Here is a 22,544-nt window from a genome sequence, read left to right as displayed (position 1 = left end):
CTTGAATATAGGGGAAAGTATTCGCTTGAGCGTTGTCGCCAATCAGCATGGAATCGCACTGAGAATAATTCCGAGCGCCTTTAGCACTAGGCCCCATTTTTACTAAGCCGCGATAGCTATTGGCAGAATTTCCGGCCGAAATTCCCTTGGAAATAATCGTGCTGCGAGTATTTTTTCCGATGTGGATCATTTTGGTTCCAGTATCGGCTTGTTGTTTGTTGTTTGTCAGTGCTACTGAGTAGAATTCGCCTACGGAGTTGTCGCCGACTAATACGCAACTGGGATATTTCCATGTAATCGCGGAACCTGTTTCTACTTGCGTCCAAGAAATCTTGGAATTGACTCCTTGACATAGGCCGCGCTTGGTCACAAAGTTGTAAATGCCGCCTTTGCCATTGGCGTCGCCGGCGTACCAGTTTTGGACTGTTGAGTATTTGATATCCGCGTTATCCATTGTTACCAATTCCACGACGGCGGCGTGTAGTTGGTTGGTGTCAAACATGGGTGCGGTGCAGCCTTCGAGGTAAGAGACAGAGCTGTTTTCTTCTGCGACAATTAAGGTGCGCTCGAACTGGCCGGAATCTCCGTTGTTGATGCGAAAATAGGTGGATAATTCCATCGGGCATTTGACGCCTTTGGGAATGTACACGAAGGAACCGTCGCTGAATACGGCGGAGTTGAGGGCTGCGAAAAAGTTGTCGCCAACTGGTACGACGCTACCGAGATATTTTTCTATGAGTTCGGGATAATCTTTGACTGCTTCGGAGATGGAACAGAAGATAACGCCGTCTTTGGCGAGTTTTTCTCTAAATGTTGTGGCGATGGAAACGCTGTCGAAAACGGCATCGACGGCGACATTTCCGAGGCGCTTTTGTTCGGAGAGGGGAATGCCTAGTTTCTCGAAGGTTTCGAGGAGTGTCGGGTCAACTTCTTCCAAACTGTTGAGTTTTTTTGGCTTTTGTTTTGGCGCGGAATAGTAGATAATTTGTTGGTAGTCGATCGCCGGATAGTTGACATGAGGCCAGGTGGGCTCGGTCATTGTCAGCCACTTCCGGTATGCTTTGAGGCGGAATTGCAGCATGAATTCCGGTTCGTTTTTCTTGGCGGAAATCAGCCGTACTACATCTTCGCTCAAGCCGCGGGGGATGGTGTCTGACTCGATGTCGGTGACGAAACCGTATTTGTATGGCTGGTTGACTAAGGTTGTGACTGTAGAGCTCATGATTTTGCGTGTTCAGTGTTCTAGATAATGCTCTCAAAGATGGCAGACGGGGCAATAACTATCTGGGCTTGAGCGAGTTCTGCTGGACTGCTCGGTTCAGTTAAACAACTGGTTTGTTGCTTTACTATATTTTAAGCTACATTAACAATAGTGATATTGTCAAAGTCTCAGAAATATTTTTTTGTGAAGATGATGCAGACTCAGCAGACTTCCACTAAACAAGATATCTTGCAGTTTTTGCTCAAGGGGGATAAAGCAACGGCTCTTGAGTTGGCGGAGTCTTTGGAGATGAGCCCGCAAGCAATTCGCCGTCATTTGAAGGATTTGGAGGGGGAGGGGCTGATTCAGTATCAGTCGGTTCAAGCTGGTATGGGGCGCCCACAGCATATTTATGAGCTTACCAGTCTGGGGCGCGATCGCTTCGGGAATCGTTACGGCGATTTTGCAGTGTCTTTTCTGGATACTTTGGCTGAGACTGTTGGGCGTGAGCAAGTGATTTCGATTCTGCAAAAGCAGTGGGAACGCAAGGCGATGGAGTACCGTCGGTTGGTGGGTGCGGGTTCGCTGCAAGAGCGGGTGAGTGGGTTGGTGGAGCTTCGCAAGGCTGAAGGTTATATGGCGGAGTGTTATCCTGTGGACGATCGCAATTCTGATTTTAATACTAAGGGCGATCGATTTGTGTTTATGGAACACAATTGTGCTATTTCTAATGTGGCTGAAACTTTTCCGAGTGTCTGTGGCAATGAGTTGGAGATGTTTGCGGCTGTGTTGCCGGATTGTACTGTGGAGCGGACTCACTGGATTATTGATGGGGAACATCGCTGCGGTTATTTGATTGCTAGAAAATTGACTGTTGACTGTTGACTGTTGACTGTTGACTGTTGGCAGTTGGCAGTTGTAACAAACAACAAATAACAAATAACAAATAACAAGTAACAAATAACAAATAACAAATAACAAATAACAAATAACAAATAACAAATAACAAATAACAAATAACAAATAACTATGGAATCTGATTTTTTAAAGCCGGAAGAGTGTGCGGAAGTTGATATGGCGCTGTTGTCGTCGAAGGAGAAGTTTTCGGCGCGGTTGGCAATTTATGCTTTGAGGGTGCTCAAGCAAATTGCTGGGGAGACTGGTTTGGCGGTGGCCGAGGTGAGCAATCAGCAGGTGATGGATTGGGTGAGGAATGATCAGAGTATTCAGCAGTCAATTCAAGTTGATGCTAGTTTTGAAAACTTTTTTACGAATTTGGTGATTGCGTCTTTGCGGCCGTTGAGGCAAATTGCGGCAGAATCTGAAGGGGCGATCGAGCAATTAACAGTTAAGCAGGTTGTGGCGTGGTTTGAGAAGGATGCGAAGATTCGCAGAGAGTAGGGTGTGGAGGCTGGGTTTTTGGATTTGCGATCGGGGTGGCGCGCTTCGACCACAGAAACCGGGTTTTTACCGAGTTTGTGGGCTGCAACGCAGTATTTTCGAGAAAAACCCGGTTTCTAGACTCCCACTATCGTAAGGGGCAAAAAAATATTTTCAAAAAGGGGTTGACAAACTTAGGGGAGTTTGGTAATCTAATAAATGTCGAGCGAAAAAGATGCAGCGCATCAAATTTAACGCAGACACAGGATTCAAAGTTTTTAAAGCTTTCCTGGTGCTTATGATGTAATGGAACCACTCCGATCCATCCCGAACTCGGTTGTTAAACGTTGCTATGGCGAAGATACTCGGCGGGTCACTGCCCGGTAAAATAGCTCGGTGCCAGGTTAATAATAAATTAAAGCTCTTTTCCCGCAACAACGGAAAAGAGCTTTAGTTTTTTCACATAATATTTTTGCCCCGTCCGCTCCAACGCCCTGTGAGGACGCGCTTTGGCGACAATTTCACAACTTCTCTGCCGCTTTCAGCTTGTTTCTTCTGCAAGTCTGCAAATATTGCGTCCAAGTCATAATTGAAAGACTTGGCATACTCTTGACGAATATTGTGAATTTCTTCTACGATTTCATCTTGCAACATAAATTAATTTCCTAGTAGTTCATAAGGCGTACAAAGAATCGGCAACTCGTATCCGAAATCAAAACTAATCTGATTCGATCGTCTTCAAAAACTCGTCTGCTGTGATTACTACCACACCACGAAATGGGTGCAATACGAGCAAATCCCTGTCACCAGTGATGATATAGTTCGCTTCTCCATTTAATGCCAACTCCAAAACCTTGTCATCTTTTGGATCTCGACACTCTTGCACATTGTCAATTATCTCTACCAGAACCGCCCTGTCCACCAAGGCTGCTAAAAATTCCTCCCTTTCTTCACTTGTGACATACCGATTAAATTTTTCGCGACCCAATACCTCATTCAATTCTTCTAGCAGTTCAAGTGATAGTAACACCTCTCCGTTTGCTAAAGCATATCGAAGGGCGCGATCGGGTTTACTGTTATCAAACAGAATCGCACTGACAATTGCATTTGTATCAAAAACGTAGCGCATCTTACTCATCAAAAAGAATTGAATCCAAAATTTCTGGGGTCAATCCTCGCGCTTGAGCATTCCGACTCATCTCACTCATTACCTCCTCTAGGGGTCTTTTGCGTCGAATTGCATCACTAAGTTTCAGGCTAAGTAATGCCTCCAATTTACGACGCTGTTCTTCAGAAGCAGCCTCAAATATCTTAGCAACTTCAGCATTGACGCGAATTGCGATCGTTTTGGTTTGCATGATGGTTATGTGATGTTTTAATGACTGTTTTCAAATAAGCTAGAATTGCGGGGGAATCGAACCATATTTTAACACAATCATCACAGGCGATCGCCCTTATTTTAGCACTCAAGAGTGGGCGATCGCCTTCCGCCTTCCTCATAGCCAGAATCGCGGGCAAAAGTTGCTACCTAAACTGTGCTATATTTTTGACCAATTTGTCGAAGCAATTTAGTGAAATTGTCCTTGTCAGATTCATTTAGAAACCTATCTACTACCTCTTTTAACCTAGACAAGTCCTTGGTATAGTTCTTCTCAGATAGCTGTGAAACTAATTGCGACGAGAAAAACTTTACTAAATCAGGTTCATTAGATAAGACATCTACAACATCTTTCAACTTAGACAAGTTCTGACTGTACTTCTCGTCTGATAAAATAGCTACTGCATTTTTTAATTTTGGCAACTTGTTTTTATACTTCTCATTAGAAACCAGATCTGATAAGTTTTTGTCACTCCCCACCATAGCTACTAACTCTTGCAACTTAGATAAATTGGTAGAGTATTTCTCGTCTGACAAAATATCTACTACCTTTTTCAACTTAGACAACTCCTGTTTCTGCTTCGCGTCAGATAGCAGTGAAGTTAATTTGCTTTCCTTCTTGACAAATTTTGCTAAAGTTTCATAGTTAATGGCATTAGCTTCTGAACCAAAAAATACTTTCCAAGCGATTTTTTCGTTTGTAAATACAACCCCCTCTTTTGCATCATTAAAAACACTGTTGTCTATCAAAGCGATTACTTTTTCTCCAGAGTTAAGAGATAGCCATGAAGATAGCGCGTTTGACAGTTTATCTAAGGGGATATTAGGAGCAGAGAATCCCTCCTCCAATTGGTATTTTTCTTTTATATTCTTTTGCAAAAATTCGCCTAAATAACCCGGAATGGTTTCTTCAGTATAGGTGTAGGTTCGAGTTTCTAACTGGTGCAGCATGGATGAATCGCGAGTCTTTACAGATTTGCGAAATGACCAAATTCCAATTGCTACACCCCCTGCAACAACAGCAGTACCGCCCGTGATTAAACCGAGTCCCCCAAGAGCCGAAATAGTGGCAGTAATAGCAGCAGCACCAGACAATGTACCGGCTACTTCCAAAGCAGTCGCAGCAGTCCAAGCAGCTAAAATAGTTGCAGTACCGGCGACTGTTCCTGTACCAATTGCAATTCCCAGGTTTTTTTGGTCTTCGCTATCCATTTCTGAGACTAACGCAATAGACAGGACTCCTGCGGCTCCAATTAACGCGGCTCCTCCTGTTACTACTGCTAAACCACCCAGCATTCCTAAACCACCAGCCGCGACAGAACCACCACCTAAAAAAGCTAAAGTCGCGTTGGTTGCAGCCGCCCCAGACAAACTGCTAATAGTGACACCTGTTGCTGTTTCTACTCCGAACATACTCAGTAGTTTATTAGCTACTGGAACAATTGCTGCTCCTCTTTTTTTAGCATCATCCATCAGTTTTTTGAATTCTTGATCAGTTGGGACAAAAGCATCGGCTTTTTCACCAGAAGCAACTTGATTATCTAAATTGTGTTTGCTTGCTATTGAGTAAACAACTTTAGCATTTTCTGGAATTTCAGCATTACTGATGAATGAGTCTAGGGATTTTAAAGCTGCGGCATCTTCTACTGTTTTTCCAGCACGTACCTGCTGATAAGTTGACAGGTACTTATTCGGTTGAGCGGGAGTTAATTTTTGGTTTTCCTCGATCAGTTTTACAAGAATGAAGTCCACTGTTAAGGCTGCTATCTTGGTACTGGCTGAAAGGTAGTATTGTTTGATTTCTAAAGGCAGTGCCGACGCGGCAACAATTGAGTCAATATCTGTGAGCGCCTTAAAGTCAGGAACAGGTTCGCCGGCACGGACGGAGGCAAAAGTCCCTCTAATTAGTTTCTTTTCTGCCTCAGTTAGTTTAGATTGACTTAATGCCATTTCAATGGCTTGCTCAGTTCCGAGTAAGCGCGAATTGTTACTGGCGATTTCGTAACGCTCTTTAATTTTTTTGTCTAGCTTTGAGGACGATATCACATAATCAAGCAAATCTAAGGCACTCACATCGTCAATATACTCACCATCCTCGATTTGCTCATAAACAAATTTGCATTTAGCTTTGCTTGCTTCTTTGAGAAATTGCGTATTTTTGTCAATTTCTTGATAAACTTGATCGGCTATTCTAAGTTGTCGATCGTATAAGGTATGCAAAACTACAGTAATATCTTTACCGTCTTGACCGCGCCCTTTGATGGTAATCTCTTGGCTATCTTGAGCTTTGGAGGGAATTGCTACCTGACAAGGTTCTCCAGATCGCAAAGTCAATGTTTCTTTTCCTCCGTTGCGGGCTGTTGTATAAGGAACAAAAATATGATAGTTCTCCAAGGTAGAGAAATTTTTGCCTAATCCCTCGCTATCAGCCATAGCGCTAGCTGGATCGAGCAAGTCTTTTGTCAATAAACCCAAAGTACCTAAAGCAACATAACTAAGAAAAGAGCGACGCTTGAGAGGAGAAATATTTAGGTTAGTCATAACTGAGTATTTGTAGCTTGAATGTAGTTTTTAGGCGAAATAATCAATTCCGAACTCTAATTTATCAACTTCGTTACTTCAAAATTTACTAGCAAACTTACCCTTAGCCCTAGTGGCCCACCCCAAAGCCTCTGATTGCTCCTAAATGGGATAAGCTTGTTTTTTTGGCGAAATTTTCCTGGCGCCAAAGCAAACTCACTCTATTAAATCACCGACACCCAACTTTGTCAACAGGTGATTGACTACAAAACTGCGCCTGTTGAGCAAACTGTAATTAAGCCAACAAGGACATCCGCGCGGCCAGATTATTCTGCAACTTGCCTAAAATTGTGCGATCGACTAATCCTTTAAATCTTCTAGAGGTTCATCAAAATCATCAGACATCCAGATTTTATCTTTCCAAATTCCAAGTCCGCCTCGCTTTGTCTGCTTTTCTTGACTTAAGTTTTTAGCCTGCTTTTCGATCAAAAACTCAATATAATGAAGCACTTCTGTCTGAAGAGACTCAGGGAGTTCTTCTAGTTTTTCTAAAATGACTGGCTGTATCATGGTTTCTTCTCGCGATCGCCCCATCCACTCCATTAAAACACCAAAACCCAATGTCAGCAACAGAATATCCCATTATCTAGCCCAAAATCGCACTCACACCATAATCATTCTGCAACTTGCCTAAAACTACCCGATCGACTATCGTTCCTAATAGCAGGAATCACAAAGAAAACATGAAAGCAATATTGCCACCTTGGATAGTTTTAGACTCCCTATTGCACAACTGGCTGCTAGAAGATATCGGTAGGGGCGATCGCACAACATCGGCCTTATTCCCCGCAGCCAGCATCCAGGGTACTGCTAAATGGATAGTCAAAGAAGCTGGAGTCATAGCCGGATTGCCGATCGCACATCGCACTTTTAAACTTTTAGACAGCAACCTCAGTTTCCTCCCCCAAGTACCCGAAGGGAAACTGTGCGAAAAAGGAGAAGTAATTGCAGAGATTTCCGGCAATTTCGATGCGCTGCTAACCGGAGAAAGAGTAGCTTTAAACTTGGCAATGCGTTTGAGCGGCATCGCTACTTTAACTCAGAAATATGTTGACAAAATTGCCGATTTGCCAGTGCAATTGGTGGATACGCGCAAGACAACACCGGGGTTGAGATTGTTGGAAAAATACGCGACTCAAATCGGCGGTGCTTGCAATCACCGGATGGGATTAGATGATGCGGTGATGATTAAAGACAATCACATTGCGGCGGCTGGGGGAATTGCCGAGGCGATCGCCCTAATTCGCAATTCTATCCCCTATCCGCTGACAATCGAAGTCGAAACCGAAACTCTCGCCGAAGTGCAGACAGCATTGCAGCACAAGGCGGATATTATCATGTTAGATAATATGTCCTGCGATCTGATGCGGCAGGCTGTGGCAATAATTCGCGAAAAGAGCGATCGGGTGAAAATTGAAGCTTCTGGGAATGTGACTTTAGAAACTATTCGGAGTGTAGCCGAAACCGGAGTTGATTATATTTCTACCAGTGCTCCGATTACGCGATCGACTTGGCTCGATTTGAGCATGAAAATTAATAGTTAGTTATTAGTTAGTGGTTATTAGTTAGTGGTTATTTGTTATTTGTTGTTAGTTGTTGGTTGCTATATCAAACGGGTGCATCTCAACTTTGGCAAATATGTTTGTAGGGGCGAAGCATGACCTCCGTCAATATGGGATTATAACTAATAACTTATATGCGGTCATGCTTCTTCAGGCTTCAAAAACCAGATGCACCCTATCAAATATCAAACCGATTGCGGTGTCCTGAGTTGCTGATAGTCAACAGTCAACTATTGGTTAGTTATTACCAATAACAAATAACAAATAACCAATAACCAATAACCAATTACTTCGAGATAAAATGCACCCAAAAATTCCCATCAGCCATACAGACGCTGCGGATTAAGCGATAGGAATAGTGCAAGTAGGCACCGCTGACACTTGTATCGTAGCCGCCTGGGAACCACTCGCCATAAGGGTCGTGAACAAAGAATCCTTCGCTGTCGTAGCCCGCAGCAACTATAATGTGACCGAAAGACGTGAAGTATCCGTGCATGACAGCGGGATTTCCGCTCGCCAGCCAATCTTGAACGTCATCAATAGTTGCATTCTCGGTATAGAAATCTTGAGCGCCGTAATCTTTAACAATTTTTGCTAAATCGTAGGGGTCCCAGCGACTGTAACCTTTGGAGATCGCATATTCGTAAAGTTCGTCTTCATATTGTCCGGTTCTGTTGCGCCGCGGCACTCTCAAAAAGTCCAGACACATCGCTATGGAAGTTACGTTACAAGCACCTGTAGGATTGTAGAAGTTATCCATTTGCGATCGATAAGGAATGCCAAGTCTGACTGTTGGCGGATTTGGTTTGGGATAAAGCAAAACGCCGTCTAGAGTAACTTGAGCGTGTCCTCCGTAAACATACCAAATCCCTGAATTTTTGAAAGACTGGTTGCGGAGAGCAACTCTGATGTGGCCGCGAATCGGAGCAAAAGCTAGGAGTTCAAACTCTTTTCCCGCTGGGATGACTTGTTTTTCTGATTCCTGAAGCTGAGAAGAGGCTAGGGGTTTTGATTTAAAAATGGTGTCTTTGAGCGTTTTCAGCAGCGGGCGAGGTGTGGGAATGTCCGTTGTTTTCGTTTCGATCAGCTTTTTGGCTGTGATTGCTCCCAAAAAACCCGGTTCGCCACACTTCGTCAAGGTTTGAAATCGGTGGAGGGCGGCGGTAGAAAGTGGGCCAAAGATGCCGTCTACTGGAGGTTTCAGTAAACCCAGGTCGATGAGGCGGCTTTGAATTTGGCGGCTGAGTTCGTCGTCAGCAGCGATTGCTTTGGCATCGTACCTAATTTTTGAGTTGAGAAAGTTTTGTAATTTCATGCTTCCCTGCACGCTTCAACGATTCCAAGTTTATACTCTCAGAAAATTACGGCAATTTTACCGATCGCCCGTACATTAAAAGCTTTAAATTCATGATTCGATACAAAACCTTTAAGGCGGAGTGCGATCGAACTTGATATCCTGTCCGATCGATCGATCGTAATAAGATTGGTTCGTAGTGCGGACTTTAGTCCGCAACTTAAGAGCGGACTTTAGTCCGCATTACTAACCTTTTTTTGTGAAGATCGTAGATCGGACACGATATGACACAGTATTCTCAAATCAAAGAAGGTGATGATTTACCTTCTTTGTGCTCCCTAGCTTGACAAGCAAACGATTGCGCCTGGGAAGGAAGCAGTCGGGTTTATGCTGCTTCGGGGCGAATTACCACAACGCCCATCGCGTCGGGAGACAGATATTTGACGGCGGCTTCCCGGATATCCGGCGCTGTTATAGCTTGGATGCAGGCGGAGTAGTTGAGGGCGGGAGCGATATCTCCTAGCATTGAGTGATAGTAACCGTACAAACTTGCTCGATCGCTGGGAGTTTCGTTACCGAAGATAAACCGATTTGCTACTTGGGTGCGGATGCGGGAAATTTCGGCATCTGTCACCAGTTCGGTTTGCAGAGTGCGGATGTGTCCCACGATGGCTGATTCGACTTCTGCCAAGTTTTCTGTCGCTAGTTTAGCCGAAATCGAGAATACGCCCCCGAGCCGCTGAGTCATGTTGCTGACGGAAATTGACGAGACTAGCCCTCTTTCTTCGCGCAACTCCTTAACCAAGCGAGTGGTGCGGCCGTGGCCCAAGATTGTCGCCAAAACGTCTAAGGCATAGGTTTCGGACATTTCCAGCAAACCGGGTACTCGCCACATCACCATCAGTCTGGCTTGCTGGAGTGCAGAGTCTACAAATTCGCGGCGGACTGTTTCGGTAAAGGGCGATTCTTTGCCGTAGTTGAGAATTTCGGATTCTGGGTGAAAGTTGCCGACATCTGGCGGATTTATGGGTCGATTTTGTGCTGTGCTTTTGGCCGCAAAACTGTCTGCGACAATTTCTACGAGCCTCTCGACCGGCAAATTGCCTACAGCGACTGCTGTCATCGCCCCGGGCTGATATCTGCTGCTGTGGAAATCCCGCATTTGTTGGGCGGTAAGATTTTCGATGACGGAAGTCGGGCCCAGTACCGCTCGCTTGTAGGGCAGGACTTCAAAGGCTAATTGCATCGATCGGTGATAGGTGCGGCGGCGGGGATTGTCTTCGGAGCGTCTAATTTCTTCCAATACTACCAGCCGTTCCCGCTCGAAAGCGTCGTCTGGAATGCTGGCGTTGAGCAAGACATCGACTTGTAAGGGAGCTAGTTCAGCAAAATCTTTAGGGGCTGTGGTGATGTAATAGTTAGTGTAATCTTGGCTGGTGGCGGCATTGGTGACAGCACCGCGCTGCTCGATCGCCCGCTCAAATTCTCCGCTTTTGATGCTGGGAGTTCCTTTAAAAATCATGTGTTCCAAAAAGTGAGCCATGCCGTTGATTTCGTCGGATTCGACGGCTGAACCGAGATTCATCCACACGCTGAGGTTAACGGCATCGACCGGCAAGTGTTCCGCTATAACTGTCAGGCCGTTGGGGAAATGGCGCACTGTTGGGGCGTTGAGGGGCGATCGGGAGGATGGTTTGAGTAGGGTTGATGTCATTGGTGTTTTAAATTTACCTTTTCTTTTATATCTTAAAGGTCTTTACAAAAAACATCGAATATCCGGCATCTGGCGCGATCACAGGTTTTGATAAATTTATTATGTCACTATTTTCACAGCCAGCTTGGCAGCGATTTGACCGATCGACCTCGGGAAAAATTGGCTTAATTTTGACTGTAGCGCTGGTTTTTTCGGCACTGTTAGCTCCTCTGCTTCACTCCTACGATGCTGCGGTCGATCGAGATTATTTGTTGCGCTTAGCCGCTCCTAGCGCTAAACATTGGTTCGGCACCGACGGTTTAGGGCGAGATTTGTTGGTGCGGGTGTGGCACGGATTGGGGATATCTTTGCTTGTGAGCGTCGTTTCTGTGAGCGCGGGGTTATTTCTGGGAGCGGTTTTGGGGCTCTTCGCCGGCTATTTTCGGGGCCCGGCTGCTGTGGCGATCTGCACTTTGGCGGATATTTTGCTAGCGTTTCCTTCAATCTTACTGGCGATCGCCGTTGTCACCGTCACCGGGCCGAGCCTGCAAAGCGTAATTATCGCCGTCAGCGCCGTCCAAATTCCCATTTACATCCGCCTCACCCGCAGCATGGTGCTATCTCTGCGAGAACAAGAATTTGTCTTAGCTGTCAAAGCCTTGGGCGCCAGCGACTTGCGGATTATTTTTCGCCACATTTTGCCCGGAAGTCTCGCACCTCTAGTTGTACAAGCAACTCTTTCAATTGGTACAGCCACCCTAGAAGCTGCTGGTTTAGGTTTTTTGGGTTTGGGCGCGCAGCCGCCAGCCCCAGAGTTGGGGACAATGCTTTCCGATGCTTTCAAAGGCGGATACGCTCTTTCATCTCCTTGGACTATTTTGTTTCCCGGTTTGCTCATTACCTTGACAGTTCTCGGTTTCAACCTTTTAGGCGACGGGCTGCGAGACGTTTTAGACCCCAGAGAAAATTAGAGGACGAGATGGGGAATTTATACTTTTGCCTTTTACCTTCTCCCTTCTTCCCTCTGCGCCCTCTGCGCCCTCTGCGGTTCATCCCCTCTTCCCTCTAATTCCCTCTTCCCTCTTCCTTCTTCCTTCTTCCTTCAGATGACTTGACTGGTGTCACGATCTACGCGAAACTTTACATAACACTGACGTATTGCTCCTACATATTAATAAGTTCTGTTAAGTTGTGACTCAAAACCTATCAATTAGTCAAAATTGATATAGCGGCGAGTCAGCCAACTCTCAAGAAGCGACTTCAGGAGGCATCGTACCCGGCGATCGGGCGTCGGTGTCTGATTTCATTGTTCCTATTTAGTCAGCCCGAATTATGGAAACACTAGAGTTTGTGATTTATCCAGATGGTCGCGTACAGGAAACAGTCACCGGCATTGTCGGTGCTTCCTGCGCTGAGGTAACGGCAGCAATTGAAGCCCAGCTCGGTGTGGTGCTTCATCAAGAGTCAACATCTGAATATTTCGCGCAAGTGCTACATCAGTCAGCCGAAGCGACGGCCCAACAAGTGGCTTTTAGCGATTGGTAATCTTTTTTGTTCAGTTCACTTAAATTATTTTGAAACCACCATGTCACACTTTAGCCAAATTAAAACCCAGATCCGCAATTTGAATTCTTTGGAAGCTGCTTTAACTGACTTGGGTATCGACTGGAAGTCGGGCCCCACGGAGGTGCGCGGCTATCGCGGCCTCACCAGCACTGCTGAGGTGGTTATTGAGCAAGAAAACGGCTATGACTTAGGTTTTAGCTGGAACGGGACTGAGTATGAATTGGTGGCGGATTTGCAATTTTGGCAGCAAGCTTGGTCTGTAGACCGTTTTCTGAATAAGGTGACTCAGCGCTATGCTTACCATACTGTGGTGAATGAAAGCGCTAAGCAGGGTTTCCAAGTTTCTGAGCAAAAGCAAAATCAAGACGGTTCGATCCGCTTGGTGGTACAGCGCTGGTGCGCTTAAGGTTGTTCGAGATTTTTACAATCTTGTTTCATCTAAAGTCCGCCCAGGCGGACTTATTTATTATTGTGAGGGATCTAAATGTCTGAGCTTTCTGGACTCGGAATAGATACAGCAGGCGATCGCTCTGGTTTAGAGCCGGAGTTGGGCGGATTTTTGCGGGATGCGCCCGATCGCACTGGTTTGGAACCGGAGTTGGGCGGTGTGTTTCGCCAAAAAGGTGTCTATGTTGATGAGATTACCTGCATTGGCTGCAAGCACTGCGCTCATGTTGCTCGCAATACTTTCTACATTGAGCCGGATTACGGGCGATCGCGCGTAGTTCGACAAGACGGGGATTCTGAAGAGTTGATTGCTGAGGCGATCGACACTTGTCCGGTAAATTGCATTCACTGGGTTGACTACACCGAACTCAAGAATCTGGAAGAAGAACGCCAGGATCAGGTGATTCCTTTAATTGGTTTTCCGGTGGATTTGGCGACCGTTCGGGCCGGTGTTCGCCAGCGTCGAAAGAGTAAGGGCGATCGTAAGTTCAAAGGTAGCCATTGACATCCCCAGATTTTCCCATCAGGCTCAACAAAAACAGCCCGCGCGGGCTGTTTTTGTATCCATTCTCTCCTTCAAATTCATTTGAGAGGATGATGGTCAGCCAGAATTTTCTCAACTCTCGCTTCGTCAATTCTGGCAGTTAATGTTGTTGCCTCGTTGTTATCGCGAATGGTTTTTGCTAAAGTAAAAGACGAGCCGACAGAAAAAGTTAAACCCATACCCATAAATGCTTTTTGCCAAGGATCTACCTGTAAATAAATGATACCTACAGTAGTTGCGGACAGGGCAACAATAAAAGAAACCCAGCACTGAAGTATCCAAGCATTAGTATCTTTTTGGCGTATGATTTGTTTCTGCATAGTGCCTCTAAGTCAAATATATCTTTTGGTTGATTAACTTAAAGCATAGAGAGTGCGACTGAAGCGGTCAGGAGAGCAGGGGACAGTTTCGATAAGTGAACAGTGCGATCGGGCTTTTTACTAAAAATTAGAACGCTGTAGATAGGGTTTAAGGCGATCGAAAGAGTGGTGGGGAGTAGACAGTTGGGAAACTGGACTAAGGGAGATTGATTAGTTGGATTCGTTTTGTTAATTACTAGGGTCGGCGTCTATGGTTTGCTACTGTATTTGTTGTAGCAAAGCTTGATAACGCTCTCGTTCTGGTTCAAGTTGGCGCTTCCTGTGCACGCTGCCGTTGTTGTTCAGCTTGGGTAGGATGCTGGCAAACAAGATTTCTAGATTTTCTTTAATAGTGACAATCCATCGGAATTGTTTGGTATTGTCGGACATTGGTTCTCCGTCGCTGTCTCGGTAGATAATTTCTGGTTTGGTTTCAGGGGTGAGTTGTTGTACCATGCTGTTTGATGGTTGGGCGTGCTGATTTTAGTATAGCGGCTGGGGGTGAGAGAGGTGAGGGGGCGAGCGTTTTTTTGGGGAAGGATAATAAAAGCTCACTTCTGGCTACCTCTTATAGTAGGATCGAGTCCCATTATATCTATGTTCATACCACTTTTTAAAGTAGGGTCGATAACTTCTACTGCCATGCTACCTTTTAAAGTAGGGTCGATAACTTCTACTGCCATGCTACCTTTTAAAGTAGGGTCGATAACTTCTACTGCCATGTTACCTTTTAAAGTAATATCAAAAGTTCCTGGTAAGGTATCATCCCAACTATCATCTCGTTTGTCTTGATTGACTATTGAATCTATCCTTTCATAAATTTTTTGGAAGCTTTCAAGAATCTTATCAGTTTTAGACTCAATATCTAATCCCTTAAGAGATGGAGCGGATGTTACTATTTTTAAAATTTCTATTGATGCTTCTAAAGTATTCATTGCATTTTTTTCCATGATTTAATTTATCTGTCATACTATTTTTGATCCAAACATTAGGTATGCTGTTCATTTACTTATAACATATACCCGCATATTTTTTGTGGGCAGATTTGTTACTATTCAAATATTGTTTCAGTCTTCCGCACACATTGATAATCATTTGATTCGTGTTGATTTCTGTAGGGCTATAGTTAGTGTCGTTTAAATTCCATATTCTTACAGTTTTATCACGACCTCCTGTAATAATTGTCTGACCGTCAGGACTGAAGCTTACTTCATTGACTTGACCAATATGCCCTTCTAGAGGAGGTAATGAAGTACCATCTACCTTCCAAAGTCCGATTTTTCCCTCTGCATTTGCATAAGCAATCAGTTCGCCATTGGGGCTAAATGTTACGGCCAGCATCTTATTATCATCCTTTGTGATAATTTTTGATACAAAATCATCACGATCTTTTTTTACCACAAGAGGATCTCTTTGCGATTTCCAAAATCTGAGAGTATTATCATCGCTAATAGAAGCTAATGTTTTACTATCAGAGCCAAAAGTTACAAAGTTTACTGCTCCTTCATGTTGAGTCAGTGTACTCAATAATGTTCCATCTACTTTCCATAGCTTTATGGTCTTATCACCACTACCAGAAACAAGAAGTTGACCGTTAGGACTAAACTTTACGCTGTAAACTACGTCTTTATGTCCACTGAATATTTTAGGTGTATTGCTGGTATTTTTCCACTGCCATAGTCTAATAGTTCTATCGTTACTAGCGGAAGCAATAGTTTGACCATCTGGGCTAAAGCTAAGATGAGAAATTGCTCCTTGATGTCCCTTCAGCGTCGTGAATAAAGTTCCTTCTTTACGCCAAATCTTTATGGTTTTATCAGCACTTCCAGAAGCAATGTACTGACCATCAGGACTAAAACTTACAGTCCAGACTTTATCAGTATGATCTTTAAGAATCTTCCCTTGAGTACCATCTGTTTTCCAAAGCCTTACTGTTTTATCCGGCCCACTAGAAGCAATCAGGTTGTCTTTAGCATTAGGGCTAAAGCTGACACTGCTTACACTCAGTCTATGCCCTTGTAAACGATTACGCTCTCGTACTTTAGAGACTAAGGTTTGAATTCTTACTAAGTCATTATGATCTTCTATTCCTATAGCTTTTATTTGCTTAAGAGCTTCCAGACTTGCTACCATTGCTTCAAGTTGGTTGTGGCTATCTAATAGTTGTTCAGCTTTACCTATTAAAGTTCCTACAGCGAGCGCCTCCCGTTGTTTCTTCTGACTTGCAAGCACATTAGTCAGTAGTCCCAAGCCAAGAGTAAATGTTAAAAGTACCCCAGACGCGATCGCCCATTTCGTTCTTTGCTTTTGAGCCTTAAATTTTTCATCCGTCAGTTGTATTTCCTTTTCTAATCTATTGATTTGCTGTTGCAGCTCCCGATCGCGCCTACCCACACTTTTCTCCAAAAACTCCCTCTGATCCCCAGTCAACTTTGGCACCACCCTCCTCTCCCACTCCTCAACCTCCGCCAATCGCGCCCCCGTCAGCAGGTCATCATCCGACTTACCATAACTCTCCTTCCACTCCCGACAAGCTGTCTCTAACCGCCGACTAATCCGAATATTTTCCAGATCCTCTTCAATCCAACCACTCACCAATTTCCACCGACACAACAAAGCTTCATGGGCCACTTCCACTATATTTTCATCCACAATAATCAAACGCTGCTGCGCCCCAGCCAACAGCCCAATTACTCGATCCAACTGCTCAGTAGAATCTGCGATGTCCTTTACTCTACCCCAATCAACCCGCCGGCGCGTTACCTCCGTACCCTCACCCAACTGCACCAACTCTATAAATAGTTTGCGTACAAAAAGGCGATCGCCCTCAATAAGACTTTCATAGATTGCATTAGCTCGATTTTCCAAAGCCCCTTGAACACCACCAATATCTTCATAGCCCTTTTTTGTCAGTAACGGCTCTGGAAACTCCGGTTTTTCAATACAAACTCGCCACAACTCCTTCAAAGCATATTGTAACAACGGTAATGCTCCCGGTTGACCGGCCACATCTTGGGCAATTTGGGATACTAACCCCCGCTCAAATTTTACCCCGTGCAGTTCGGCCGGTTTCTCGATCGCCTCTGGCAACTCTTCAATCCCTAGCGACTTCACAATATAAGTTGTAGTCGGAATATGATTGATCAAATTTAAAACTTCTGGATAATTAGCACAGCGAATTAAAAAATCTCCACGAAGTGCAATAATCATCCGGCTCTTTCGCTCAGTATCATTCATCTCCTTTACGATCAGGCGGATAAAACTCTCTCGCTCGGCTTCATCTTCACAGAGAGTAAATACCTCCTCAAACTGATCTATAAAAATTACAAAAAGCTGATTCTGATCTCGATGTCGAGCTAGAATATCCACCAGTTTTCCGAGGGGTTGCTTCCCAGGAGTAAAAGATTCAACTGGCCACTGACTGCTACCAGGAATTCTATCCCGACTTAACTGTGGCAACAATCCCGCTTTAATTAATGAAGATTTGCCAGAACCAGAATAGCCGAGAACGGATAAAAAACGGCTATTTGTCAGGTGAGTAATCAGCGTCCGAACTGCTTCCTCCCGCCCACAAAAATACTTCTCTTGTTCAGCTTCAAAAGCTGAAAGTCCCAGATACGGATTTTCGCGATCGAAAGTAATTTCAGTAGCCGAAGTCTCTAGTGGCGGATACGTTACCAGAGTAATGCAGCGGCCCCAGCCCATACGAATCGCTTCTTGCCCCCACTGAGTGCCCTTAAGTTCATTGCTGATATAATCAAATAGGCGATCGCCACTGACCTGCCCATTTCTACTAGCATTTTCCGATGCCAAACCCTTCAGCAAAGCTCCTGTAAAAATCGCGTGCGTTTCCCCAGCCAAAGCTTTTACAGTCTCAAAACTCCGGCAAGCCGTAATTAAATAATAATCCTTTTGCGTACTGAAAGCCCTTAAAGTTTGTTGCACTAGCTGACTTTCAATAAAATATCCACTATGACAGCAGTCCAACAACATTACCAAACTGCTCAGATTCGACTTCTCAATTAGCCGATTGAGGCTTGACAAATCAATCCCGTATTTATAACTGACCACCTGTCTTCCCACCTTTTCCACCTGACAGTCGGAAGTAGCCAATGCTCCTTTTTGCTCCCCCAAGTTATCAAAAAAAGTCATACCGTGACCGGCAAAATAAATCAGTACCTCACTTTTCGTACCTTGTTTTAAGAGCAAAGTTTGCAGAGCTTCACATACCTCATCAGCAGAAACACTTTTTTGCTGTGCTACTTCAAAACGTTGGGTCTCAGCGTTCCAGCGCTCTGGCAGTCGAGTAACAGTATACTTGCCATATTCCTCTAATACCTGTGCAACAACTTCAGCATCAGTAGCCGCTTTAGGGAGGGGTTTGAGGTTGGAGTTGTGATACTGAGCAATACCAATAACAAGGGCGTAACGAGCCATTTAGTTCAACCTAAATTTAAAAATACTGGCTTAATTGACAAACACCCTGAACCGCTGTTTTCCTTTAAACGCTATAATAACTAAACTTTCCGGAAGCAAGCTCGATCTTTAAGCAAAATCTACATAAACTTAACAAGAGGTAACAATATGATAGAGCGTTTCGCCTTTGAAGAAGATAAAGAAGTATACGAAGTCACAATTGACGAAGCTACAACCTCAGACGACGATAGTCCTTTTGATGAAGAGAGGGGCCTGGGAAGCGATGCGCTTAACCGGATGCAGCAAGCTCGCCTGCTAATTCGCAATTATGCTATCTATGCTGTCACGGCTTTTAAAGATTTTGGTGCGGCTGAGGTTGAAGAAGTAACACTGAAATTTGGTATCAAAATGGGTGGCAAAGCTGGCATCCCTTACATTGCAGAAGGTACAGGAGAAAGCAACTTAGAAATTGAGGTAAAGTGCAAGTTTCCTAAATCTGCTGCAAGCGAAAAGTCTTAAGGCTGGGGAGGGTGAAACATTTGGGTATAAAATCTCCGGTTTTCTCCATGCTTTGTCGCCCAAATGCTTCATATAAACTTCGTTTGCATCAGAATTAATATTACTCACAGCCTGGACACGGCAGTGCCGTGTCCCTACATTAATCACGGTAGGGACACGGCACTGCCGTGTCCTCTGTATCATAAGCCGTGTCCTCTGTATCATAAGGAGTGGAACCGGAATTGATATTACTTATTTTTCTGCTGAGTCTTCGCTTGTTCGATCGCAATTTCCCTCACAGCTTGGAAAGAACTCAAATTCGACGAACCCTCAATCGCCTTCACAGCCAAATCTTGAACCTGTTTCAAAGCAGAATCAAGCTGTTTCGACAAACTAGCAATCCGCGATTCCTGATTTTGAAGAGTCTGCAACATTCCTTGAATTTGCAGCTCATAATTTTGCTTTTGTCCCTCGATATCCTTAGCCGACAAATCCGCCTTAACCTTAGCTTGATAATTGCCAATATTGCGACCAAAATCTTTCCCATTCTTGATATTAGCTTCCAGTTCCTTCGGGAAAGCTTCCACCTTAGCCTTAACTTCCGCAGACAATTTTTCCAGTTCCGAAATAGATTTTTCCCGTTGGGCCCACAGTTTCTCCTGTTCCTGGCGAAACTCTTCAATTTCTTGATACAGCCTTTGCTGGCGCTGTTCGTATTCTTCGATATCCAAATCTCGCTGAAGATTCAGATCGTAATCATACAACTCCTCATCCCGATCGCGAGCTTTTTCTTGATTTTTATTGCGTTCTTTAACCGCCAACTTTTGTAATTCCTGCTCTTTTTCCCAACCAAGACGCTGTTCCAACAACTCCTGTTCAACAGTTTCGCGCTGTTCGGTGAGTTCGTCAGTAAAAGTTTTCGCACTTTCTTCGTACTGCTGAATTAAATTATCCAGCGTATCTTCCGCAACATCTTCTAAACTATGCAAATCTTGCAGTTGTCGAACTTCCTCACCCACTGTGCGCCGCAGTTCTTCCAGTTTAGCAGCTTCGGAAGTTAATTTTTCCGACAACTCGCTGACAGCACCACCAAAGCCAAATTGCAGCAAGATTAAATTATCAATTGTGGACTGCATTTTTTGTTGAGTTTGAGTTAAAGCCATTGGTTTTTGTGGCTCCAAAATAGGTTTTTCTGGTGCTGGTGCTGCTGGTGGTTGCTTTGGAGAAGCATTTAGCTGTTTAATTTGCAATTCTAACGCAGCTTTTTCTTGCGCGGCTTCCTTGTACGCTTCTAAAATTTCAGCCTTAGTGCTTTTGTCGCTAACTTTTTTGTTCATGGCTTTTCATTTGTTAATATTTGGGAATTTGTTTCGTACTAAGGACTTCAGTCCTATTATGTTCGTAGTAAGGACTTCAGTCCTTCCAGGTTCATACTAAGGACTTCCATTCCGATGCTGCGAAGCCGGATGCGGACTAAAGTCCTCACTACGAACGGGGTTTTAAGCTTTGCTTGCAAAAGCTTTCATTGCCAAATCTTGCGCTTGCTTCATCGTCGCTTGCAGTTGCGCGGAAATCTCAGCAATTTGTTCAGTTTGTCGCCCAATTGTCTGCTGTAAAGATTGGACTTTCAATTCATATCCCTGCTTGCTTCCTTCCCATTCTTTATCCGCTAAATCTGCCTTGACTTTAGCTTCGCTGGAAACTTCTTGAATTGCTTCTTCTTTGGCTTTGACATGAGCCTGTTTGAGTTCTTCTTCAAATCCGGTGGCTTTTCTTTGATTCTCTTCAAACTCCCCTTGACTGTCGCTGAGGACTTTTTCTCTTTCTGCCCAGTTTTTGTCTTTTTCGCGGGTAGACTCTTGCAATTCCCGTTCTAGTTTGCGCTTCGTTTCTTCGTATTCGTCGGTTTCAATTTTGCGATCGCGCTGCAATTCGTATTGATAATCGGCTGTTTCCTGCTGCCGCTGTTTACTTGTGAGTGCAATTTTTTCTTGAAATGCTGCATCAAATTCTTGCTGTTCTTTCTCCCAAGTCTTGCGCTTTTGGGTTGTATCTTTTTCCAGGACTTCGCGCTGATTGGCGGCGTTTTGTTCGAGGATTGTCAGTTTTTCCCGGTGCTCTTGAGTTAAAATGTGGAGAGCGTCTGCTACAACTCGAATTTGCTGCAACTCCTGTAATTGTTCAGCTTCAATATCGATCGCCTTTTTTAACTCATCTAATTTTGAAGATTCCACCTTCAGTTTTTCGGAAAGCCCGCTGGTGATGCTGCCGAAATCTAATTGTAAGTCTGCCAAGCCTTTAACAATGCTGTCAATTGTGTAGGTAGAGGCGACTTCGAGGACTTGTTTGTTTTTAGCTTTTTCGGCTGATTGTTCTTTTGTTTCGACTTTAGATTCAATCTTTTTCTTTTCAGCTAAAATCTGCTGAAAATCTTGCAAGATTTTGGCTTTGCTATCCTTTGCAGTTGCTAATGTCATAATCCTTGTTGCTCCTGATTCAAACTTTTAGACACGTTGTTAATAAGACGTGTTGAGCTATCCTAAATGCCGGAGTTGGCTGAGAATAGAGCGATATTTTTTGGCTGCATTTGGTGGCAAGTCTGGATGATTGCTTTCTAGGGATTTGAGAATTTTTTTACAGAGCTCGCACCGATTTGATTGCCAGCACTCGCAATCGTCAACTATACTTACCAGTGTGTCTTTAAGCAGTTGATTTTCAGAAAGCAAAGCTTGGTAATTTCGCCGGATAGATTCGGCAACTACACTCATGTGCTGGAAGTCTTCGGTGAGACTTTCGATGTCGTTAACTGTATCTGCCCGAATTTGGTCGAGTAGCTCGCAATTTTCTCGCAAAGGGCTTTGTTGCAAGTTTGGTTTGGTTTTGATTTTCGTTAATTTCTTCATTTTACTCTTCGCTGTCACAGTTACCGAAAAGGCGCGATTCAATCGCGCCTTTTCCACAAAATTAGAACAAGTCAGCAGTCGCTCTATCTTCCGCTGACGGTAGCGACATACCGCCGTTAGAATTCAAAGCAATAGCATCGCTTTCACCGCTAGTGTGAGCAGCCATCAAGGAGGCAACTTGTGCTGCTGGTAGGTTATCTAAACAAATCATAGCCCTGGTTCCTTCCAAGTCAATCATCCGCGATTGATTGCTCGGATCGGATAAAACTGCTGCTGCTTGATCGATAACTGCCCAGTCTTTCCGCTCCATCCACGACCATTTTAAACTGTAGTAATTTATCGGTTTTACTACTCCGCTGTCGTCGGGTTTCTGACCGGAATGTTTGACAAATTCGGGAATAAAAATTCCGGTCGCTGGCTCTACGCCGCGGGATTGAACTGATGCGACTAAACGGTTAAAGTCGTTCCAGCTGCGGTTTTTGATGTATGTCACCATGACAACTCCTTGGGGCAGTTCGCCTGTTTCTGCGACAAACCAAAGTTGACCCCAAAGTGTGTGGGAAGTTTGACCGAGGGAACCGAAGAATTTGGCAAATTTGAGGATGGTGATCGAACACTTGGAACCGTAGTCTGTGTCGCCGATCGCCCATTGGCCACTTTGGCAATTGTTGCGAACTGCGATCGGGATTTCTGGTACTAGCAAAGCGTTGCTCGGTTTGGCAC

The 22,544-nt window shown here is 44.4% G+C and carries 23 protein-coding genes, 1 rRNA gene and 1 pseudogene; 9 read left to right on the top strand and 16 right to left on the bottom strand.

Going from position 1 to position 22,544, the window contains the following annotated elements; all coding sequences use genetic code 11:
* Positions 1–1,222: Fe-S cluster assembly protein SufB (sufB, locus tag IQ270_RS17830; RefSeq protein ID WP_193974488.1), on the bottom strand; the 1,222-nt coding region annotated here is incomplete at its 3' end.
* A 189-nt stretch (positions 1,223–1,411) separates the two neighbouring features.
* On the opposite strand from sufB, the gene sufR reads away from it, so the two are divergent.
* From sufR to rrf, 3 genes are all read left to right on the top strand, one after another.
* Complete coding sequence (gene sufR, locus IQ270_RS17825; RefSeq protein WP_193974487.1) at positions 1,412–2,086, top strand: iron-sulfur cluster biosynthesis transcriptional regulator SufR; 675 nt, start codon at positions 1,412–1,414, stop codon at positions 2,084–2,086.
* Between the two features lie 144 nt (positions 2,087–2,230).
* Positions 2,231–2,602, top strand: a complete 372-nt coding sequence (locus tag IQ270_RS17820) for a hypothetical protein (RefSeq protein WP_193974486.1) — start codon at positions 2,231–2,233, stop codon at positions 2,600–2,602.
* A 267-nt stretch (positions 2,603–2,869) separates the two neighbouring features.
* Positions 2,870–2,986 (top strand): 5S ribosomal RNA (gene rrf, locus IQ270_RS17815).
* A gap of 54 nt (positions 2,987–3,040) precedes the next feature.
* On the opposite strand, the gene IQ270_RS17810 is transcribed toward rrf, so the two are convergent.
* From IQ270_RS17810 to IQ270_RS17790, 5 genes are all read right to left on the bottom strand, one after another.
* Entirely contained in the window at positions 3,041–3,235 is a 195-nt protein-coding gene (locus IQ270_RS17810; protein WP_193974485.1) for a hypothetical protein, read from the bottom strand.
* Between the two features lie 64 nt (positions 3,236–3,299).
* Positions 3,300–3,719, bottom strand: a complete 420-nt coding sequence (locus IQ270_RS17805; RefSeq protein ID WP_228056467.1) for a putative toxin-antitoxin system toxin component, PIN family — start codon at positions 3,717–3,719, stop codon at positions 3,300–3,302.
* On the bottom strand, positions 3,712–3,939 hold the full coding sequence (locus IQ270_RS17800; protein ID WP_193974483.1) for a hypothetical protein: 228 nt from the start codon (positions 3,937–3,939) through the stop codon (positions 3,712–3,714). Before IQ270_RS17800 ends, IQ270_RS17805 begins: the two co-directional genes overlap by 8 nt.
* A gap of 170 nt (positions 3,940–4,109) precedes the next feature.
* Positions 4,110–6,500 (bottom strand): hypothetical protein, encoded by a 2,391-nt coding sequence (locus IQ270_RS17795; RefSeq protein WP_193974490.1) that lies wholly within the window; start codon positions 6,498–6,500, stop codon positions 4,110–4,112.
* A gap of 339 nt (positions 6,501–6,839) precedes the next feature.
* A complete protein-coding gene (locus IQ270_RS17790; RefSeq protein ID WP_193974489.1) occupies positions 6,840–7,049 on the bottom strand; it encodes a DUF2281 domain-containing protein in 210 nt (69 codons plus the stop codon).
* A gap of 173 nt (positions 7,050–7,222) precedes the next feature.
* Here IQ270_RS17790 and nadC point away from each other — a divergent pair, with 173 nt between their 5' ends.
* Positions 7,223–8,083, top strand: a complete 861-nt coding sequence (nadC, locus tag IQ270_RS17785; protein WP_193974482.1) for a carboxylating nicotinate-nucleotide diphosphorylase — start codon at positions 7,223–7,225, stop codon at positions 8,081–8,083.
* Positions 8,084–8,387: 304 nt separating this feature from the next.
* On the opposite strand, the gene IQ270_RS17780 is transcribed toward nadC, so the two are convergent.
* Together IQ270_RS17780 and IQ270_RS17775 are read right to left on the bottom strand one after the other, a co-directional pair.
* Positions 8,388–9,416 carry a C39 family peptidase gene (locus tag IQ270_RS17780; RefSeq protein WP_193974481.1) on the bottom strand — a complete coding sequence of 343 codons (1,029 nt, stop codon included), beginning with the start codon at positions 9,414–9,416 and terminating at the stop codon, positions 8,388–8,390.
* Positions 9,417–9,780: 364 nt separating this feature from the next.
* Complete coding sequence (locus tag IQ270_RS17775; RefSeq protein ID WP_193974480.1) at positions 9,781–11,109, bottom strand: pitrilysin family protein; 1,329 nt, start codon at positions 11,107–11,109, stop codon at positions 9,781–9,783.
* A 101-nt stretch (positions 11,110–11,210) separates the two neighbouring features.
* On the opposite strand from IQ270_RS17775, the gene IQ270_RS17770 reads away from it, so the two are divergent.
* The 4 genes from IQ270_RS17770 (at position 11,211) to IQ270_RS17755 (ending at position 13,606) form a co-directional block, all read left to right on the top strand.
* Positions 11,211–12,059 (top strand): ABC transporter permease, encoded by an 849-nt coding sequence (locus tag IQ270_RS17770; RefSeq protein ID WP_193974479.1) that lies wholly within the window; start codon positions 11,211–11,213, stop codon positions 12,057–12,059.
* 361 nt (positions 12,060–12,420) lie between these two features.
* On the top strand, positions 12,421–12,633 hold the full coding sequence (locus tag IQ270_RS17765) for a DUF2997 domain-containing protein (RefSeq protein ID WP_193974478.1): 213 nt from the start codon (positions 12,421–12,423) through the stop codon (positions 12,631–12,633).
* A gap of 40 nt (positions 12,634–12,673) precedes the next feature.
* On the top strand, positions 12,674–13,060 hold the full coding sequence (locus IQ270_RS17760; protein ID WP_193974477.1) for a DUF1257 domain-containing protein: 387 nt from the start codon (positions 12,674–12,676) through the stop codon (positions 13,058–13,060).
* Positions 13,061–13,138: 78 nt separating this feature from the next.
* Complete coding sequence (locus IQ270_RS17755) at positions 13,139–13,606, top strand: ferredoxin (RefSeq protein ID WP_193974476.1); 468 nt, start codon at positions 13,139–13,141, stop codon at positions 13,604–13,606.
* A 77-nt stretch (positions 13,607–13,683) separates the two neighbouring features.
* On the opposite strand, the gene IQ270_RS17750 is transcribed toward IQ270_RS17755, so the two are convergent.
* The 4 genes and pseudogenes from IQ270_RS17750 to IQ270_RS17735 form a co-directional block, all read right to left on the bottom strand.
* A complete protein-coding gene (locus IQ270_RS17750; protein ID WP_193974475.1) occupies positions 13,684–13,965 on the bottom strand; it encodes a YiaA/YiaB family inner membrane protein in 282 nt (93 codons plus the stop codon).
* A 360-nt stretch (positions 13,966–14,325) separates the two neighbouring features.
* Positions 14,326–14,460: pseudogene (locus tag IQ270_RS17745) on the bottom strand (Uma2 family endonuclease); the annotation flags it as partial.
* Positions 14,461–14,555: 95 nt separating this feature from the next.
* Positions 14,556–14,939, bottom strand: coding sequence for a hypothetical protein (locus IQ270_RS17740; protein WP_228056466.1), 384 nt, complete (start codon positions 14,937–14,939; stop codon positions 14,556–14,558).
* A gap of 70 nt (positions 14,940–15,009) precedes the next feature.
* Positions 15,010–18,441, bottom strand: coding sequence for a caspase family protein (locus tag IQ270_RS17735; protein WP_193974473.1), 3,432 nt, complete (start codon positions 18,439–18,441; stop codon positions 15,010–15,012).
* Positions 18,442–18,588: 147 nt separating this feature from the next.
* On the opposite strand from IQ270_RS17735, the gene IQ270_RS17730 reads away from it, so the two are divergent.
* Positions 18,589–18,939, top strand: coding sequence for a CU044_2847 family protein (locus tag IQ270_RS17730; protein ID WP_193974472.1), 351 nt, complete (start codon positions 18,589–18,591; stop codon positions 18,937–18,939).
* A gap of 227 nt (positions 18,940–19,166) precedes the next feature.
* On the opposite strand, the gene IQ270_RS17725 is transcribed toward IQ270_RS17730, so the two are convergent.
* The 4 genes from IQ270_RS17725 to IQ270_RS17710 all read right to left on the bottom strand — a co-directional run.
* Positions 19,167–20,255, bottom strand: a complete 1,089-nt coding sequence (locus IQ270_RS17725) for a hypothetical protein (RefSeq protein WP_193974471.1) — start codon at positions 20,253–20,255, stop codon at positions 19,167–19,169.
* 162 nt (positions 20,256–20,417) lie between these two features.
* Positions 20,418–21,395 carry a hypothetical protein gene (locus IQ270_RS17720; RefSeq protein WP_193974470.1) on the bottom strand — a complete coding sequence of 326 codons (978 nt, stop codon included), beginning with the start codon at positions 21,393–21,395 and terminating at the stop codon, positions 20,418–20,420.
* Positions 21,396–21,452: 57 nt separating this feature from the next.
* On the bottom strand, positions 21,453–21,821 hold the full coding sequence (locus tag IQ270_RS17715; RefSeq protein WP_193974469.1) for a hypothetical protein: 369 nt from the start codon (positions 21,819–21,821) through the stop codon (positions 21,453–21,455).
* A 61-nt stretch (positions 21,822–21,882) separates the two neighbouring features.
* Positions 21,883–22,544 (bottom strand): hypothetical protein (locus tag IQ270_RS17710; protein WP_193974468.1); only part of this gene is annotated, 662 nt, incomplete at its 5' end.

It is taken from the genome of Microcoleus sp. LEGE 07076 (assembly GCF_015207455.1).
In the GTDB taxonomy this organism is placed as follows: Bacteria; Cyanobacteriota; Cyanobacteriia; order Cyanobacteriales; family Microcoleaceae; genus Microcoleus.
The sequence above is the reverse complement of the archived record's forward strand: the minus strand, read 5'-3'. Positions and strand labels throughout refer to the sequence as shown.

Coding starts and splice junctions, on each gene's coding strand:
- sufR (WP_193974487.1), top strand. CDS start 1,412: ATGATGCAGACTCAGCAGACTTCCACTAAACAAGATATCTTGCAGTTT.
- IQ270_RS17820 (WP_193974486.1), top strand. CDS start 2,231: ATGGAATCTGATTTTTTAAAGCCGGAAGAGTGTGCGGAAGTTGATATG.
- IQ270_RS17810 (WP_193974485.1), bottom strand. CDS start 3,235: ATGTTGCAAGATGAAATCGTAGAAGAAATTCACAATATTCGTCAAGAG.
- IQ270_RS17805 (WP_228056467.1), bottom strand. CDS start 3,719: ATGAGTAAGATGCGCTACGTTTTTGATACAAATGCAATTGTCAGTGCG.
- IQ270_RS17800 (WP_193974483.1), bottom strand. CDS start 3,939: ATGCAAACCAAAACGATCGCAATTCGCGTCAATGCTGAAGTTGCTAAG.
- IQ270_RS17795 (WP_193974490.1), bottom strand. CDS start 6,500: ATGACTAACCTAAATATTTCTCCTCTCAAGCGTCGCTCTTTTCTTAGT.
- IQ270_RS17790 (WP_193974489.1), bottom strand. CDS start 7,049: ATGATACAGCCAGTCATTTTAGAAAAACTAGAAGAACTCCCTGAGTCT.
- nadC (WP_193974482.1), top strand. CDS start 7,223: ATGAAAGCAATATTGCCACCTTGGATAGTTTTAGACTCCCTATTGCAC.
- IQ270_RS17780 (WP_193974481.1), bottom strand. CDS start 9,416: ATGAAATTACAAAACTTTCTCAACTCAAAAATTAGGTACGATGCCAAA.
- IQ270_RS17775 (WP_193974480.1), bottom strand. CDS start 11,109: ATGACATCAACCCTACTCAAACCATCCTCCCGATCGCCCCTCAACGCC.
- IQ270_RS17770 (WP_193974479.1), top strand. CDS start 11,211: ATGTCACTATTTTCACAGCCAGCTTGGCAGCGATTTGACCGATCGACC.
- IQ270_RS17765 (WP_193974478.1), top strand. CDS start 12,421: ATGGAAACACTAGAGTTTGTGATTTATCCAGATGGTCGCGTACAGGAA.
- IQ270_RS17760 (WP_193974477.1), top strand. CDS start 12,674: ATGTCACACTTTAGCCAAATTAAAACCCAGATCCGCAATTTGAATTCT.
- IQ270_RS17755 (WP_193974476.1), top strand. CDS start 13,139: ATGTCTGAGCTTTCTGGACTCGGAATAGATACAGCAGGCGATCGCTCT.
- IQ270_RS17750 (WP_193974475.1), bottom strand. CDS start 13,965: ATGCAGAAACAAATCATACGCCAAAAAGATACTAATGCTTGGATACTT.
- IQ270_RS17740 (WP_228056466.1), bottom strand. CDS start 14,939: ATGAATACTTTAGAAGCATCAATAGAAATTTTAAAAATAGTAACATCC.
- IQ270_RS17735 (WP_193974473.1), bottom strand. CDS start 18,441: ATGGCTCGTTACGCCCTTGTTATTGGTATTGCTCAGTATCACAACTCC.
- IQ270_RS17730 (WP_193974472.1), top strand. CDS start 18,589: ATGATAGAGCGTTTCGCCTTTGAAGAAGATAAAGAAGTATACGAAGTC.
- IQ270_RS17725 (WP_193974471.1), bottom strand. CDS start 20,255: ATGAACAAAAAAGTTAGCGACAAAAGCACTAAGGCTGAAATTTTAGAA.
- IQ270_RS17720 (WP_193974470.1), bottom strand. CDS start 21,395: ATGACATTAGCAACTGCAAAGGATAGCAAAGCCAAAATCTTGCAAGAT.
- IQ270_RS17715 (WP_193974469.1), bottom strand. CDS start 21,821: ATGAAGAAATTAACGAAAATCAAAACCAAACCAAACTTGCAACAAAGC.